Genomic DNA, 16,370 nt, shown 5'->3' on the forward strand with positions numbered 1-16,370 from the left:
CTCCTCTCTGCCAGATTCCAGCAGGCTCCCGTCACGGCACTACGACGATTCCGGGAGGGCGAAGACGATCAGCGCGCTTCCGTGGCCGGCCCCGAGCATTCCCGGTAGGAACCCCTCGGACCATGCGCCCCATCCGACCGGCACCGCGATGTACTGCCGTCCGTCGACCATGTAGGTCGTCGGGCTGCTGTGGTGGCCGCTTCCGCACTGGAACTGCCACAGCTGCTCCCCGGTGCGGGCGTCGAGCGCGTTGAGCTCACCTGAGGGTTCACCGGCGAACACCAGGTCGCCCCCCGTGGCCAGCACCGAGGCGCACATCGGAAGCTCGTTACGCCAGCGCCACTTCTCCTCGCCCGTCGCATCGAACGCGCTGATGGACCCGGTCATGTCCTCGATGTCCACCTGAACGCCCGCGCCCCAGTACGGGATGCTCTCCTTGAACTCCCGGCGCCGCCGGGTCGCCGTTGCCCCGACATCCTGGACCGGGACGTAGAAGAGCCCGGTCTTCGGGCTGTAGGCCGCGTGGGTCCATTCCTTGGCGCCGGCCGGCCCCGGATAGAAGTGGACCGGTTCTCCCTCCTTGTCGGGGTATACCTTGGCCGTCACCTGGCCGTCCCTCGTGATCGCCCCCCAGGTGATCCGGTCCACGAAGGGGGTGATCTGGACCAACTCACCGTTCGTGCGATCGAGGACGAAGAAGTAGCCGTTCTTGTCGAAGTGCCCGAGCAGTTTGCGCCCGTCCGACTCGAACAGGATGCACTCCGCAATGCTGTCGTAGTCCCACACATCGTGCGGGGTGCACTGGTAGTGCCAGCGAATCTGGCCGGCGTCGACGTCGACGGCGATGATGCTGTCGGTGTAGAGGTTGTCGCCCTCGCGGACGCCTCCGTCGAAGTCGGGCGCCGGGTTGCCGGTGCCCACGTACAGCAGGTTCGTCTCCGGGTCGAAGGTGCCGGTGAGCCAGCAGTTCGCGCCACCACGCGCCCAGGCCTCGCCGTCGGCGGGCCAGGTCTCGGAGCCGGGCTCCCCGGGCTTCGGCACCGTGTAGCAGCGCCAGACATGCTCTCCGGAGTCGAGGTCGAATGCGTCGAGGTGGCCGCGCACCCCGAACTCCCCGCCGGAGCTTCCGATGATGACCATGTTCTTCACGATCAGCGGAGCGACCGTGGCGCTCTCCCCGGCCCGCACATCTCCGTTGGTCTTGTCCCAGACGCGCTTGCCGGTGGTGGCGTCGAGCGCGAGCAGGTGGGCGTTCGGGGTGACGACGAAGACCTTTCCCTTGGCCACGGCGACCCCGCGGTTCACGTTCCCGCAGCACAGCGACACGTCGAAGGGGGTCGCGTGCTTGTAGCGCCAGATCTCCTTCCCGGTGCGGGCGTCGAGCGCCCAGACCCAGCCGTCCCAGCCGGAGAGGAACATGATCCCGTTGACGATGATCGGGGCGGCCTCGAACGAGTAGGTCGACGCGCCCGCGATCATGCCGGTCGTGCCGGCCTGGAAGATCCAGGCGGGGCCGATGCGCTTGACGTTCTCCGTATTGATCTGGTCCAACGGGCTGTACCGCTGCCCGTCGTAGGCGCCGTAGTAGGTGAGCCAGTTCTCGGGCTCCGAGCGGGCGTCGAGAATGCGCTCGTAGGTGACGTCGCGGACCACCGGCGGCGCGGTCTCCCCTCCCGGGGACTTACCGCTCAGAGTTCCCTGGTCGACGGCCTCGCCCGCATCCACGTATTCAACGGTCATTGCCTACTCCTTTCTAGGGCCGAGGCTGGTCGGGACGGTCGAGGCGAGCCTCCGGCGGAACGTCCCCCAGCACGACGATGGCCCCGGTCAGTCCTCGGCCTTCGTCGTTGCCCGTCGGCGAGCTGAACCAGTAGTAGCCCGGGCCGTCGAGGTTGAGGGCCGCCCTTCCTCGCGAATGGTTCACCAACCAGATGAATTTCCTGTCGCCATTGCTCGGCAAGAGCGCACAGTGCGTGTTCTGATCATCGTTGATGAGCTCGAGCTGAATATCACCCCCATGGGGCATGACCACGATCGAGGGATCCCAGCTCAGCTCATCAGGCCGGATCCGGATTGTCGCCTCCATTCGGCCATCGGCCCTCTCCGTGGCCTGCCCAATGCTTCCGGTCCCCAGCACCCGACCCAGAGCCGCCTTGTTCTGCGTGTCCAACCCGATCTTGTTCAGCAGGTCGGCCCGCTCCTGTGCGGTCGTCATCGGAGCTTCACCTCCTCATCTCGAATCCCTGTATCCTTTTCCGTTCCGCCCCGGTATCCCCGTATCCTTTTCCGCTTGGCACGGGAAACATCCGGTTGACCCAAGAAACGCCCCGGTCGACCGATCCCCCGCATTGCCACAACACAGCAGGCAGTAGCGAACTCGGACGCTCGACCTGGAAGGTAGCTCACGAGCCCGCAGCCTCGCCGCTCATCAGCAGCGACCCGATACACCTGCTGACTCATTCTTCGAGTTGGGCCCGAAACGTTCCGGGTCGACCAGATCCGGCCGAGTGACGACCCTCGGGACGTACTCCCACTTCAACTCCCTCGTCTCAGTGTGATCACGTACACCTGGCTGTGATTGCGGCAGCATATTGGCATGAGACGACATCCCATCGAACCAATTGCGTGGTCCGATGCCTGATTACAAATCTGTAATCGGGCAGGACTCTACGCCGGATGAATCACGCCGACAAGGGTGAGCGCCAATGCGGGCCGGCCTATGCCGTTCGTACGCCACAAGCTACCGTTCGTACCCGATACGCCACCGTTACCAGGAACAAGACTGCACCACGCCTGATCAACACCGGCTGACCGGTCACGACGCCCCTCCCGACATCTGAGCGCCCGAGGAGAGGATCAGGCGAGGTCGTACCGATCGAGGTTCATGACCTTGTCCCACGCGGCCACGAAGTCGCGCACGAAATTCTCCCGCGCGTCGTCGCTCGCGTAGACCTCCGCGACCGCACGCAGCTCGGAGTTCGAGCCGAAGACGAGGTCGACGCGGCTGCCGGTCCACGTGACCTCGCCGGTGGCGCGGTCACGGCCCTCGAAGTTTTCCGCGGCCGCGCCGTCTCCCGACGTCGCCGCCCACTCCGTGCCCATGTCGAGCAGGTTCACGAAGAAGTCGTTGGTCAGCGACCCGGGCGCCGAGGTGAGGACGCCCAGCGGGGACTGCCCGGAGTTCGCGCCCAGCACGCGCAGGCCACCCACGAGAACGGTCATCTCGGGCGCGCTCAGGGTCAGCAGGCTCGCGCGGTCGAGCAGCAGGTGCTCCGACGGCACCCGGTTCCCCTTCGCCCGGTAGTTGCGGAACCCGTCCGCGACCGGCTCCAGCGGTGCGAAGGACTCCGCATCGGTCTGCTCCTGCGACGCGTCCGTGCGCCCCGGGGTGAAGGGCACCTGCACGTCGTGGCCGGCGTCCCTGGCGGCCTGTTCGACGGCGGCGGTCCCGCCGAGCACGATGAGGTCGGCCAGCGACACCTGCTTGCCCCCGATGTGGGAGCTGTTGAAGGACTCCTGGATCCCCTCCAGGGTGCGCAGCACCTGCGCCAGCGTGTCGGGGTCGTTCACCTCCCAGCCCCGTTGCGGCTCGAGGCGGATCCGCGCCCCGTTCGCGCCGCCGCGCTTGTCACTGTCGCGGAACGTCGAGGCCGACGCCCACGCGGTGGAGACGAGCTGGGAGACCGACAGCCCCGACGCGAGGATCTGGCTCTTGAACGCGGCGATGTCCTCCGCGCCGACGAGCTCGTGGTCAACGGCCGGGACCGGGTCCTGCCAGATCAGCCTCTCCTGGGGGACCAGCGGCCCGAGGTAGCGCTGGATCGGGCCCATGTCGAGGTGCGTCAGCTTGAACCAGACCCTGGCGAACGCGTCCGCCAGCTGGTCCGGGTTCTCCAGGAAGCGCCGCGAGATCGGCTCGTACACCGGGTCGAACCGCAGCGCGAGGTCCGTCGTGAGAATCGTCGGGGAGTGTGTCTTCGACGGGTCGTGGGCGTCCGGCACGGTGCCGGCCCCGGCGCCGTTCCTCGGAATCCACTGCCACAAACCGGCGGGGCTCAGCGCCAGGTCCCACTCGTAGCCGAACAGGGTCTCGAAGAAGCTGTTGTCCCACCTCGTCGGGGTGGGTGTCCACGTACCCTCGAGCCCGCTGGAGATGGCGTCCGCGCCCTTCCCGGTGCCGTAGCTGCTCTTCCAGCCCAGGCCCTGCTCCTCGAGGGAGGCGCCCTCGGGTTCGGGGCCGAGGTAGCGGTCCGGGTCGGCCACGCCGTGGGTCTTGCCGAACGTGTGCCCGCCCGCGATCAGCGCGACGGTCTCCTCGTCGTTCATCCCCATACGGCGGAACGTCTCGCGGATGTCCCGGGCCGAGGTGTACGGGTCGGGGACCGTGTTCGGGCCCTCCGGGTTGACGTAGATGAGGCCCATCTGGTCGGCGGCCAGTGGGTTCTCCAGCTCCCGGACGCCGCTGTGGCGCTCGTCGCCGAGCCAGCTGCGCTCGGGACCCCAGTACACGTCCTCGTCGGGCTCCCAGACGTCCGCCCGGCCGCCGGCGAAGCCGAAGGTCGTGAAGCCCATCGTCTCCAGGGCGCGGTTGCCCGCGAAGATCATCAGGTCGGCCCATGAGATCTTGCGGCCGTACTTCTCCTTCACCGGCCAGAGCAGCCGGCGCGCCTTGTCGAGGTTGCGGTTGTCCGGCCAGCTGTTCAGCGGCGCGAAGCGCTGCATGCCGGCGCCCGCGCCGCCCCGGCCGTCCTGGATCCGGTACGTCCCGGCGCAGTGCCACACCATCCGGATCACGAGCGGCCCGTAGTGGCCGAAGTCGGCCGGCCACCACTCCTGCGAGGTGGTCAGCACCTCGTCGACGTCCCTCGCCAGGGCATCGAGGTCGAGGCTCCGGAACTCCGCGCCGTAGTCGAAGTCCTCGCCCATGGGGTTGGCCACGGCGGTGTGCTTCCGAAGGATCTTCAGGTTGAGCTGGTTCGGCCACCAGTCGCGGTTGCCCGGGCTCCCGGTCGGGTGACTGGGGCGCCCGACCGGGACGCCGAGCCCGCCCGCGCTCCCATCGTTCGTCTCGCCGACAACGGCGTCAGGGCTGTCAGACATGCAAATCCTTCCGGGAACGGAGGTCGTGCTCAGGAACTCAGATGGCCAGCGCCCGGCGCACGGCCGGCGCGTTCCGCCGGGAGACCGGCACCATCTTGTTCGTCCGGCCGTCCATGACCAGGGACAGCTCGCCCTTGAACCCGCGCTCGATCTCCCGGACGCGGCTGAGGTTGACCACGTAGCGGCGGTGCACCCTCAGGAAGCCGGCATCGGCCAGCTCGCCGTCGAGCTTGTCCAGGCCCTGGGAGGCAGCGCGTAGTCGCCCCTCGTCGGTCGACAGCCACACGTCGTTGCCGTCGGACTCGGCGAAGCAGACCTCGGACAGCCGCAGCAGCACCATCCGGTCCTCGCGCATCGCGACGAGCCGGCGCGGCGGCACTCGTGGGTGCGCGGGCTCCTCTGCCTCGGGCGGCTGCTCCCCGCCGGACGCGCCGAACGCGATCAGGCTCCCGACCAAGTGCCCGGACAGGAACACGGGCCGGATGCTGATCGACGTCGGTTCTTCGGCGAGGTGGGTGAAGATCTGCGTCGAGCCGACCCAGTCAGGGTTGTGGGCGGCCTGCTTGCCGGCGAACCGGGCGACGCCGATCAGGTCCGGCAGTCCGGGGTTCCATCGCACCGTCGGGTCGATCGCCGGGGTGGAGGCCGGGACGCCCATGAGCACGCTCGCCGTGTCGTCGGCGATCACCACCTTGCCTGCGGTGTCCACCGCGGCGAGCGCGGCGCCGAAGTGCCCTCTGGCCTGGGTGTATGCGGCGACCAACTCGACACCGCTGTCCCGGGCGCGCCTTCTCAGCATGCGCTGCGTCGCGGCGACCGCGTCGGACAGCCAGGCGCCCGTGGTTTCGGGAAGCTGGGTGCGCCAGCAGGAGATGTTCAGCACCGCGATCGGGTCCCTGGTCACCACGTCCCGCACCGCGATGCCCGCGCAGACCCAGTTGTGGAATGCCTGGCACCAGTGCTCCGCGCCCCTGATCAGTATCGGGCGGTGCACCTCCAGCGCCGTGCCCATGCCGTTCGTGCCGGCCGCGCACTCCGACCAGCAGAACCGGGGCGCCAGATTGGAGTCGGCGGCCCTGGCGAGCGTGACCTGGTCCCCCCAGGCGGCCAGGACCCGGCCGGAGCCGTCGGTGACGGTGACGATCGCACTGAGATTGTCCACCTCCTGCGCCAGGGACACCGCGAGTCCGCCCAGTTCGGTGAACACCACGTCGTGTTCGAGGGTGTGATCGATGTGGGCGGCGGCGACCGGGGCTGCGGTGAGGTGTGGGTCGACGCGGTACTGCTCCCGGCAGCGATGCCAGGAGATCGCCACCTCGGGACGGACGCCTCGGACATGGTCCTCGCCCCGCGCGAACCGTTCCCAGGCCGCGTACACGGTGTCCTTACCCGGGGGCACCGGCGTGCGCTCGAGTCGGTGTACATCCTTCATCGTGGAGAACCGCCTTTGGTCCATCCCCAACACCGGACCGCAGGCGACCGGTCTGCGCCGGTGGTCGCTCGTCACGGCGAGACCGACGGCGGCCCGAGCACCGTTCGCTGCTCCGGCGCTCCTTGCCGGAAGCGCCACGGACAGCACCGCCTGCTGCTGTGTGTACCCCTCTCTGGGCTGGGTCTGCAAGTGTTCCCCTCCTACTCCGCCCCGTGTCCGGCGGTTCCACCCACGCCTCGGCGCAATCCGGTGCGGCCGCTCGGCCGACCTCCACACCCGCGCCACCCTCCGACCGACTCCCCCCGCCGCGTCTCGGCGAATCGGAGGCCGCGGACAATCGACGCCGTGGACTGGTGGCAGACGCTGATCGCGACGTGCGGTGGGCTGCTGATCCTCTGGCTGGGCCTGCTCGGCGCGCTCTGGCTCACCGGACGCCGCACCCATGACCCGACCAGCTGGCAGGAGGGGCTGCGACTGCTGCCCGATGTGATCCGGCTGCTGCGGCGCCTGGCTGCCGACCCCGACCTACCCCGCGGCGTCCGGGTGCGGCTCGGGCTGCTGCTCGGCTACCTGCTCCTGCCCTTCGATCTGGTCCCCGACTTCATCCCGGTCCTGGGCTACGCCGACGACGCCATCGTCGTCGCCCTCGCTCTGCGGGCCGTCGTCCGCCGCGCCGGCCCGGACGCCCTGGCCCGCCACTGGCCCGGCACCCCCGCCGGGCTCGCCACTCTGCACCGGCTCGCCCGCCTCCCCGCTCCCGATGCGCCGGGCACGAGCAACGGCGGGACGCGGTGAGCCGGCCGGCCCCCCGGTCGCCCGCGCCCGCGGAGCGTCGGGTCGACCAGCCGGACGGCCGTCGCGGTCCGCAGCTCAGCAGCCGGACGACGCCGATCCCGTGCGAGGATCCGGAGCGGGTGCGGAACTCGCTGCCGGAGTGGCCGGGCTGTCTGCTGCGGCCTGCGCGGCCGGCGCGGCTTGCCGAGCTGCGACCGCGCGGCGCCGACGCTGCACGAGTACCGCCGAGAGCACCGAGGACGCCAGCAGGCCGGCTCCCGCCATCCACGGCCGGTTCAGCCGGTTCCCGATGGCCGCGTCGAGCGACCAGTCCCCCGGCCCCGTCAGGGACAGCGCAGCCGACGACAAGCCGAGCAGCGCGGGGTACTCGTACCCGCCGCTGGCGGCGAAGAAGCCGTTGGGGGCGTGAACCGACGCCGCCGCGATCATCGTGCCCGCGGCCACCGAACCGGCGACAGGAGTAGCCAGCCCGAGCCCGATCAGGGTGCCCCCGCCCGCCTCGGCGACCCCCGCGGCCATCGCGTTGGCGCGACCCGGCTTGAACCCCATCTGATCGAAGGCGCCCGCGGTTCCTTCGATCCCGGGCCCACCGAACCATCCGAACAGCTTCTGCGCCCCATGAGCGAACAGCACTCCCCCGACGCCGGCGCGCAGCGTCAGCAGACCGAGATTGTGCGCTGGCGTGAACCCCATGGCATGCATCCCTTCCCGTCGCTTCGCTGAGCGGGTTGCCCACACCGCAACCAAACATGCCGCTGATCTGCGCCGGGTTGAACGGAGTCGCTTCTGCTCGGACCGGCCGAACACGCTCGCCCCTACCAGCGCCGGCGACACGCGTTCGTGCTTGTCGACGCCTCGGCAATCGGTAGGTGTCGTTCCACGACGCTCCAGGTCCGCGTCGCGCAGGGGAAGGCACGGCGACGCCGCGGAGGTCGATCGGGACCGGGCGGCTTCGCTCGCGCGTTCGGCGTCCACACTCGTCCCGTCTCGAAGTGAGACGGCGCTTCGTTCTCCCCGTCCCACGCGGGACGCTTGATCGCCCGGACCCCGACCGGCGGAGGGGCGATGACGGCGCACGACCACCGATCCACCGACGTCGACGGCCTTCCCATGCTCGCCCGCTGGGGCGCCGAGCATCCCGCGGCACCGCTCGTCGTCGCCCTGCACGGGAACGGCACGAGCGAGCATTCGATGATCGAGATCGCGCCGTGGCTGCCGCACGGGCCTGTCGCCTATGTCGCCGTCCGGGGGCCGATCCAACAGGGCACGGGGTTCTGCTGGTTCACCACGACGGTCGACGGGCGCCCCGGACCCTCGAGTCTCGCCGCGACGTGCACCTGGTTCCTCGACTGGCTCGACACCGAAGGAGACCCCGAGCGGCCGGTGATACTCCTGGGGTTCCGAGACGGCGTGACCCTCGCCGGAGCCCTGCTGCTCCGTGCCCCGCACCGCTTCGCGGGCGGCATGCTCATCTACGGCGCGCTACCGGCCGATTCCGCGACCCGGGCCAACCGCGGCCGGCTCGCCGGCATGCCGGTGTTCCTCGCGCACGGCGACGACGACCCCCGCACACCGCCGGAGCTGCTCGCCCGTACCTGGAACTGGCTGACGAGCGCGAGCGGCGCCCCGGTGTGGGCCACGCGCGACGCCGGGGGCCGACAGCTGGCCGGATCGGTCGTCGGCGACGCCGGGACCTGGCTGGCGGACCGGCTCGACTTCCTGCGCGCCCACGGGGAGAACCCGCTGCCCGACGGCGACGAACCTCGCTGGCCGGCCCTGCCCGGCGACGGCAGGCTCCCCGCTCGCGCCGGGGATCCGCCCACGACCACGTCGGGAATCCCGCAGCACCAGACCTCGCAGAACGCCCCTGCGCACCTGCAGGACAGGCTCTGGCGTCGCCTTGCCGCTCTTGACGGAGTACGCACGGCGCCCGCGACCGTGGGGGTCGCGGGCACCCGGTCGCTGCTGGTCGACCGCGGCGCGACGGCCGGCCCGGATCGCGCCTTCCTCCTCCCCGACCTCGGCGAGTTCGCGCACCAGCACCCGGAAGCCGACGGCAGCCTGCACCTCGTCCTCCCCGACGGACTCGCCTACGACGGTCTGGCCAAGGGCTGGGCCGTCGCCCACCCGCTCGCCGGAGTGCGGCTGAGCCCGGGCATGGTGCTGGTACCCGGCCCACGCGACCTCGCCGAGCTGGAGATCGTGGCCGGGATCGTGGAGGCGTCGCACGGCTACGCGTGCGGACGCTGAGCCGGCGACCACCGGACACCGTTCATCTGCGGGTCGACGGAGAAGCTCCCCGACGCCGGGTCCGGGAACCCTCGCGCCTTCAGAAGTTGCCGCGCTTGTCCTGTTCGCGCTCGATGGCCTCGAACAGGGCCTTGAAGTTCCCGATCCCGAACCCGAGCGAGCCGTGCCGCTCGATGAACTCGAAGAACAGGGTCGGCCGGTCCCCGAGCGGCTTCGTGAAGATCTGCAGCAGGTAGCCGTCCTCGTCCCGGTCGACCAGGATCCCGCGCTTCTGCAGCTCCTCGATCGGCACCCGGACCTCACCGATCCGCGCCCGCAACGCCGGGTCCTCGTAGTACGAGTCCGGCGTCGCCAGGAACTCCACGCCCTTGGCCCGGAGCGTGTCCACGGTGCGCAGGATGTCGTTCGTGGCCAGCGCCAGGTGCTGGGCGCCGGGACCGCCGTAGAAGTCCAGGTACTCGTCGATCTGCGAGCGCTTCTTGCCCGGGGCCGGCTCGTTGAGCGGGAACTTCACCCGGTGGTTGCCGCTGGCGACGACCTTGCTCATCAGCGCCGAGTAGTCCGTCGCGATGTCCTCGCCCACGAACTCGGCCATGTTCGTGAAACCCATGATGCGGTTGTAGAAGTCCACCCACTCGTCCATCCGGCCGAGCTCGACGTTCCCGACGACGTGGTCGAGCGCCTGGAAGATCCGCTCGGGCGCGCCCTCCGGCCTGACGTGGCCGGAGCGCGCGACGTAGCCGGGCAGGTAGGGGCCGGTGTAGCGGGAGCGGTCGACGAGGCTGTGCCGGGTCTCGCCGTAGGTGGCGATGGCCGCGGTGCGCACCGTGCCGTGCTCGTCGGCGACGTCGTGGGGCTCCTCGACGATCGTGGCGCCCCGGGCGCGGGCGTGGGCGATGCAGCGGTCGACGTCCGGGACCTCGAGGGCGATGTCGACGACGCCGTCGCCGTGGCGGCGGTGGTGGTCGAGCAGTGGGCTCCTCGGGTCGACGCCGCCCTTGAGGACGAACCGGACGGCGCCGGACCGCAGCACGAACGCGTGGTGGTCACGGTTGCCGGTCTCGGGGCCGGAGTACGCGACCAACTCCATGCCGAACACCTGCTGGTAGTACAACGCCGCCTGGGTCGCGTTGCCCACCGACCACACGAGGGAGTCCCACCCGGTGACGGGGAACGGGTCGCGGTCGTCGTCGTACTCCACCAGCCCGACCAGCTGGCGGAGCTGGTCGAGGTCGAGCTCGGCGAGGCGTTCCTGGCTGGTGAGGGTCTGGTCGATGCTCACGGCGGAGCCTCCTGGGCGCGCGGGTTCGGGATTCGCTGCCGTCAGGAGACCCCCGCTCGCGCAGGTGCGCAAGCGAGCCGGTTCGATCTGGTCCGGCTGACCACTTTGCCGAGCCTGTGACCGCTGTAACTGTACGATCTGCCCATGAGCACGCCACTTGATGCGCTGGACATCGACCTGTTACGGGCGCTGCACGACAGTCCCCGCGCGGGCGTCCTCGAACTCTCCCGGACGGTGGGGGTGGCCCGTGGCACGGTCCAGGCCCGGTTGGACCGGATGGAGGAGTCGGGGATCCTGACCGGTTACGGCCCGGATCTCGACGTCGCGGCGGCCGGGTACGGGGTGCAGGCGTTCGTGACCCTGGAGATCGCGCAGGGCGCGCTCGACGAGGTGACGGCCGAGCTGACCGCCCTGCCGGCGGTGCTCGAGGCCTACGCGACGACCGGTTCGTCGGATGTGCTCTGCCGGCTGGCCGCGTCGTCGCACGAGGACCTGCAGCAGACGCTGCTGGCGCTGAACCGGTCGCCCGTCGTCAGCCGTTCGACGAGCGTCGTGGTGCTGTCGGTCGTCGTGCCGTCGCGGGCGTTGCCGCTGCTGGAGAGCACGCCCCGCCACGCACCACGGCGCGCCCCGGCGTACCGGGACGCGCCGTGAGAGGCGGGACCTGCGGAGGAGAGGCGGGCTCAGTGGGCGGGCAGGATCCGGCCGCGGACCTCGCCGAAACCGATCCGGCCGCCCCCGGCACCCGGGGCCGTCCCGGTGATGACGACCTCGTCGCCGTCGAGCAGGAAGCTCCGCTCCTCGCCCTTGACCGTGATCGGCTCCTTCCCGCCCCAGGTGAGCTCCAGGAACGCGCCCCGCTGACCCTTCTCCGGCCCGGAGATCGTGCCGGAACCGTAGAGGTCACCCGTGCGCGACGACGCGCCGTTGACGGTCATGTGGGCGAGCATCTGCGCCGGGGACCAGTACATCTCCCGGTAGGGCGGCCGGCTGACCTCCTCGCCGTTCCACTCCACGACCAGCTCGACGTCCAGCCCCCACGGGCCGGTCTCCCGCAGGTAGGGCAGCGGCTCGGGATCGGACTGCCCCGGCAACGGGATCCGCGCTGCCTCCAGCGCCAGGATCGGCACGACCCACGGCGAGATCGACGTCGCGAAGCTCTTGCCCAGGTTCGGGCCCAGCGGCACGTACTCCCAAGCCTGGATGTCGCGGGCCGACCAGTCGTTGAGTAGGACGGCGCCGAAGACGTGCCGCGCGAAGTCGTCGACCGGGATCGGGGCGTTCAGCGGGGTCCCGGTCCCGACGATGAACCCGAGCTCCGCCTCGATGTCCAGCCGCGCGCTCGGCCCGAACGACGGCGCCGCGTCCATCGGGGCCTTGCGCTGCCCGCTCGGCCGCACCACGTCCGTCCCGGAGACGACCACTGTGCCGGCCCGGCCGTGGTAGCCGACGGGCAGGTGCTTCCAGTTGGGCAGCAGCGGCTCGGCGTCGGGGCGGAACAGCCGCCCGACGTTCGACGCGTGGTGCTCCGAGGCGTAGAAGTCCACGTAGTCCGCGACGTCGATCGGCAGGTGCGTCGTCACGTCCCGCACCGCGTGCACCGCGCCGTCCGGCACGTCACCGGCCACCAGTGCGGCGACCTGCTCCCGGACCTGCACCCAGCGGTCGAACCCCTGGGCCATGAACGGGTTCAGGGTGGGCTCGGCGAAGACCTCGTCGCCCAGCGCCGCGGCCAGGTCGACCACGGAGTCGCCGACCCGCACGCCGACGCGCGGGGAGCCACCGGCGACGGAGAAGACGCCGTAGGGCAGGTTGTCCACCCCGAACGGCGAACCGTCGGGGACCTCGATCGCGGTCATGATTCTCCTCGGGGGCGGTCGACCAGGCCGAGGTCGACCAGCTCGGTCAGCGGGTCGGTGATGCTGCAGGTCCCGAACGACAGGAACCGCGCGCGGGCGGCGGCGACGCGCTCCTCCCCCAGTTCCCGCACGCCGGCGGCGACGACGGCGCCGTCCCGCTCCGCGAGCAACGCCCGGACGTCGGCGTCGTCGGCGCCCCGGGCGACGGCATCGGTGGCCAGCAGCAGGTTGAGGAACCCGTGCTGCTCGAACCCGGTCTCCGGATCGGTGTTGCGCAGCGCGTGGTGCAGCCCGGCCGTGGCCTTGAACGCCACCCCGCCCTCGACGGCGGCGCGGATCGCCGCGGCCAGCTCGGCGCGGCGAGGAGCTCGTCCGCCGACATGCCCGCGGGGACGGCCACCTCCAAGGCCCGCAGCGACGCCGGGAGCGCCGACACGCGGTCGAGCACGCCCGCGATCCCCGCGGGGCCGTCGGGGAGCGTCACCGCGATCGGCAGCGCGCCACGTCCCGTACCCCGGGCGGCGGCCACCCGCGGCGACGCGCCGCCGTCACCGTCGGCACCGACCGCGCCGTCGGCGTGTCCGAGCACCGCGCCGAGCTCCTCGAGTGCCGACGCCGCGACGACCAGCGGCCCGAGGAGACCGCCGAACCACGACCCCTCGTACTCGCGGTGCCCCGCCACCGCCTCCGGGAGCGGCGCCAGCCCCGGCGGGAAGACCGCGGCATCGTCGAGCAACCCCAGGACGACCGCCGGGAGACCCCGGCTCGGCGCACTCCGGGACCCGACTCGCGGGGATTCGGAGGTGGTCACGAGGCGGGTCCGCGGCCGGACCAGCTCCAGGCGTAGGTGCCGTCGTCGACCGCGCGGCCGCCTTCGCCGAGCTCCAGCGGGCGGAAGGTGTCGACCATGACGGCGAGCTCGTCGAAGAACTCGGCGCCGATCGAGCGCTCCATCGCGCCGGGCTGCGGGCCGTGGCTGTGTCCGCCCGGGTGCACGCTGATCGAGCCCTGGCCGATGCCGGAGCCCTTGCGGGCCTCGTAGTTCCCGCCGCAGTAGAACATGATCTCGTCGGAGTCCACGTTGGCGTGGTAGTACGGCACCGGGATCGACAGCGGGTGGTAGTCGACCTTGCGGGGCACGAAGTTGCAGATCACGAGGTTGTCCGCCTCGAAGACCTGGTGTGCGGGCGGGGGCTGGTGCACCCGCCCGGTGATCGGCTCGAAGTCGGCGATGTTGAACCTGTACGGGTAGAGGCAGCCGTCCCAGCCGACGACGTCGAACGGGTGCGTCGGCACCACGTACCGGGTCCCCGTGATCCCCGTGCTGCCGCGGTGCTTGACCAGGACCTCGACATCGGTGTCCTCGACGAGCAGCGGCTCGGTCGGCCCGTGCAGGTCCCGTTCGCAGTAGGGGGCGTGCTCCAGCAGCTGCCCGTAGCGGGACAGGTAGCGCTTGGGCGGGGCGATGTGGGAGTTCGCCTCGATGGCGTAGAGCCGCAGCGGGTCGCTGCCGGTGGGGATCCAGCGGTGCGTGGTGGCGCGGGGCAGGATCACGTAGTCGCCCTGCCGGGCGTCGAGCGCACCGAAGACCGTCTCGACGACCGCGGTGCCCGACTCGACGTAGACGCACTCGTCGCCGACGGCGTTGCGGTAGAGCGGGCTGGCCTCCCCGGCGACGACGTAGGAGATCCGGACGTCGGCGTTGCCGAGGACGAGGCGCCGGCCGGTGACCGCGTCGGCGGCCTTCCAGTCCTCGCCGAACAGGTCGTGCAGCTTGAGGTGCCGCGGCACCAGCGGGGCGTTCGGCGTGGTGGCGACGTCGCCGAGCTCCCACACGGTCGCGTCGACGATGGCCGAGGGGACGCCGCGGTGGTAGAGCAGCGAGGAGTCCGAGGAGAACCCCTCCTCGCCCATCAGCTCCTCGTAGTAGAGCCCGCCCTCGGGAGTGCGGTGCTGGGTGTGCCGCTTGGGCGGGATCTCACCGGCTCGCCTGTAGTGCGCCATCGGGGCTCTCCTCCTTCGGTGACGGGTGCGCGGCGGCACGGTGCAGCGCCGCGGTGATCTCTTCGATGGTCGGGTCGGTGAGGACCGCGGCGATGTGCGCGTCGGGCCGGACGACCCACACCTCGCCGGGGTGCGCGTCCAGCGCCTCGGTGAGGATTCCGTCCGGATCGAGTTCCGCGAGGGCCAGGACCCGGACCGGGCCCGGCACTGCCCCGGCGGCGTCCCGCACGGCGACAGCGTCGACAGCACCGGCCGTGAGCAGCAGGAAACCGTCGCGGGCCAGCTCTCGGGCCCGGCCCCGCCCGCCGCCGGGCATGGTGACGGGGGCATCGGGCAGCAGCACGCCCGGCCCGGCCGCCGGCGACTGCCCGCGTGGCGGTCGACCGGCGAAGGGCCGCTCGACGCTCGGCGTGGTCAAGGCGGAGCCGACGTACCAGAACGGTTCGGCGAGCCGCCCGGAATCCACCCGGTCCCTGCTCCGCGGGTCCGTGGCGGCGGCCGCGAGGATCTCGGCGCGGTGCCGGGCCTGCCGCTCGGTCCGGGGGACGAGGAAGTCCATGGTCGCGGTGGTGACGGCGATGTTCTCCGCCGCCGCGGCGTGCCGCTCGGTGTGGTAGCTGTCCAGCAGGGCCTCAGGTGCCCAGCCGTGGCCGACGTAGGCGATCTTCCAGGCGGCGTTCTCGGCGTCCGCCACCCCCGAGTTCAGGCCCCGGGCACCGAAGGGCGAGACCAGGTGCGCCGCGTCCCCGGCGATCAGGACCCGGCCGCACCGCATCCGGTCCACACAGCGGGAGTGGAACCGGTAGACCGACTTCCACACGATCTCGTAGTCGGCATCACCGATGATCTGCCGGATCCGCGCGTCCAGCGCGCCCGAGGCGACCTCGGCGTCGAGGTCGTAGCCGGCGGGGACCTGCCAGTCGATCCGGAACGTCGAGTCCGGGCACGGGTGGATCAACACCTGACGCCCCGGGTTCCACTCCGGGTCGAAGTAGAAGCGCCGCTCGCCGGCCCAGCCAGGCAGATCCGCCCGTATGTCGCAGATCAGGAACCGGTCGTCGAAGGTGTGCCCGTCGAAGGAGACACCGAGCAGGCGGCGCAGCTCATCGCTGCGGGCCCCACCGCACGCCACCAGGTAGGGCGCCCGGAACTCGACAGGGCCCGCCGCGGTCTCACAGCGGACCGTGACACCGTCGTCGTCCTGCGCGACGTCGACGACTCGATGGCCCCAGCGCAGGTCGACCAGCGCCTCGCGGACGATCAGCTCGTCGAGGATCTCCTCGCTGCGGGTCTGGGAGATGTTGACGAACGGCGGGAACGCCGGACGGCCCGGCTCGGCGAACTCGTAGCTGAACAGCTCCGCATCGCGGTGGAAGGTCCGCGCGGTGGTCCAGGTGACGCCCTCGGCGGCGATCCGGGCGCCGGCGCCGACGGACTCCCACACGTCGAGCACGTCGCGTTGCTGGCAGATGGCCTTCGACCCGACCGGGTCCCGCTCGGGGCGCCGGTCGAGCACCACCGTCGGCACACCCCAGCGGGCCAGCAGCAGTGCGGTGGTCTGCCCGACCGGGCCGGCGCCGAGCACGGCTACCGGACCATGGGGCCAGGATGTGGAGGACATCTCCGGGGCTCCCGTCGTCGCGAGTTG

The 16,370-nt window shown here is 71.1% G+C and carries 12 protein-coding genes and 1 pseudogene; 3 read left to right on the plus strand and 10 right to left on the minus strand.

Going from position 1 to position 16,370, the window contains the following annotated elements; translation table 11 throughout:
* Window positions 1–39: 39 nt before the first annotated feature.
* The 4 genes from WBK50_RS16975 to WBK50_RS16990 all read right to left on the minus strand — a co-directional run bounded on the left by WBK50_RS16975 (window position 40) and on the right by WBK50_RS16990 (window position 6,532).
* Window positions 40–1,740, minus strand: a complete 1,701-nt coding sequence (locus WBK50_RS16975) for a PQQ-dependent dehydrogenase, methanol/ethanol family (protein ID WP_341336548.1) — start codon at window positions 1,738–1,740, stop codon at window positions 40–42.
* Between the two features lie 13 nt (window positions 1,741–1,753).
* Window positions 1,754–2,215, minus strand: a complete 462-nt coding sequence (locus WBK50_RS16980; RefSeq protein WP_341336549.1) for an MSMEG_3727 family PQQ-associated protein — start codon at window positions 2,213–2,215, stop codon at window positions 1,754–1,756.
* A 641-nt stretch (window positions 2,216–2,856) separates the two neighbouring features.
* The gene (gene katG / locus WBK50_RS16985) at window positions 2,857–5,100 is read right to left on the minus strand and encodes a catalase/peroxidase HPI (RefSeq protein WP_341336550.1); all 2,244 of its coding nucleotides are present in this window, start codon (window positions 5,098–5,100) and stop codon (window positions 2,857–2,859) included.
* A 37-nt stretch (window positions 5,101–5,137) separates the two neighbouring features.
* Window positions 5,138–6,532 carry a DNA-binding protein gene (locus WBK50_RS16990; RefSeq protein WP_341336551.1) on the minus strand — a complete coding sequence of 465 codons (1,395 nt, stop codon included), beginning with the start codon at window positions 6,530–6,532 and terminating at the stop codon, window positions 5,138–5,140.
* A 345-nt stretch (window positions 6,533–6,877) separates the two neighbouring features.
* Between WBK50_RS16990 and WBK50_RS16995 the strand changes: the two genes are divergently transcribed.
* Window positions 6,878–7,327: a YkvA family protein gene (locus WBK50_RS16995; RefSeq protein ID WP_341336552.1), complete on the plus strand. Its 450-nt coding sequence runs from the start codon at window positions 6,878–6,880 to the stop codon at window positions 7,325–7,327.
* Between the two features lie 75 nt (window positions 7,328–7,402).
* Here the strand turns inward: WBK50_RS16995 and WBK50_RS17000 are convergent, their stop codons facing one another.
* Entirely contained in the window at window positions 7,403–8,020 is a 618-nt protein-coding gene (locus tag WBK50_RS17000) for a DoxX family protein (RefSeq protein ID WP_341336553.1), read from the minus strand.
* 372 nt (window positions 8,021–8,392) lie between these two features.
* Here WBK50_RS17000 and WBK50_RS17005 point away from each other — a divergent pair, with 372 nt between their 5' ends.
* The gene (locus tag WBK50_RS17005; protein WP_341336554.1) at window positions 8,393–9,577 is read left to right on the plus strand and encodes an alpha/beta hydrolase; all 1,185 of its coding nucleotides are present in this window, start codon (window positions 8,393–8,395) and stop codon (window positions 9,575–9,577) included.
* Between the two features lie 79 nt (window positions 9,578–9,656).
* Here WBK50_RS17005 and hppD read toward each other — a convergent pair whose 3' ends face one another.
* A complete protein-coding gene (gene hppD, locus WBK50_RS17010; protein ID WP_445942268.1) occupies window positions 9,657–10,859 on the minus strand; it encodes a 4-hydroxyphenylpyruvate dioxygenase in 1,203 nt (400 codons plus the stop codon).
* 144 nt (window positions 10,860–11,003) lie between these two features.
* Between hppD and WBK50_RS17015 the strand changes: the two genes are divergently transcribed.
* A complete protein-coding gene (locus WBK50_RS17015) occupies window positions 11,004–11,513 on the plus strand; it encodes an Lrp/AsnC family transcriptional regulator (protein WP_341336555.1) in 510 nt (169 codons plus the stop codon).
* 29 nt (window positions 11,514–11,542) lie between these two features.
* On the opposite strand, the gene fahA is transcribed toward WBK50_RS17015, so the two are convergent.
* From fahA to WBK50_RS17035, 4 genes and pseudogenes are all read right to left on the minus strand, one after another.
* Window positions 11,543–12,718, minus strand: coding sequence for a fumarylacetoacetase (gene fahA, locus WBK50_RS17020; RefSeq protein ID WP_341336556.1), 1,176 nt, complete (start codon window positions 12,716–12,718; stop codon window positions 11,543–11,545).
* A pseudogene (locus WBK50_RS17025) lies at window positions 12,715–13,529 on the minus strand (hypothetical protein). The gene fahA and the pseudogene WBK50_RS17025 overlap by 4 nt, the downstream one beginning before the upstream one ends.
* Window positions 13,526–14,722 carry a homogentisate 1,2-dioxygenase gene (locus WBK50_RS17030; protein ID WP_341336557.1) on the minus strand — a complete coding sequence of 399 codons (1,197 nt, stop codon included), beginning with the start codon at window positions 14,720–14,722 and terminating at the stop codon, window positions 13,526–13,528. The pseudogene WBK50_RS17025 and the gene WBK50_RS17030 overlap by 4 nt, the downstream one beginning before the upstream one ends.
* Complete coding sequence (locus WBK50_RS17035) at window positions 14,697–16,343, minus strand: FAD-dependent monooxygenase (RefSeq protein ID WP_341336558.1); 1,647 nt, start codon at window positions 16,341–16,343, stop codon at window positions 14,697–14,699. The genes WBK50_RS17030 and WBK50_RS17035 overlap by 26 nt, the downstream gene beginning before the upstream one ends.
* Window positions 16,344–16,370 lie beyond the last annotated feature (27 nt).

It is taken from the genome of Pseudonocardia sp. T1-2H (assembly GCF_038039215.1).
Lineage (GTDB): Bacteria > Actinomycetota > Actinomycetes > Mycobacteriales > Pseudonocardiaceae > Pseudonocardia.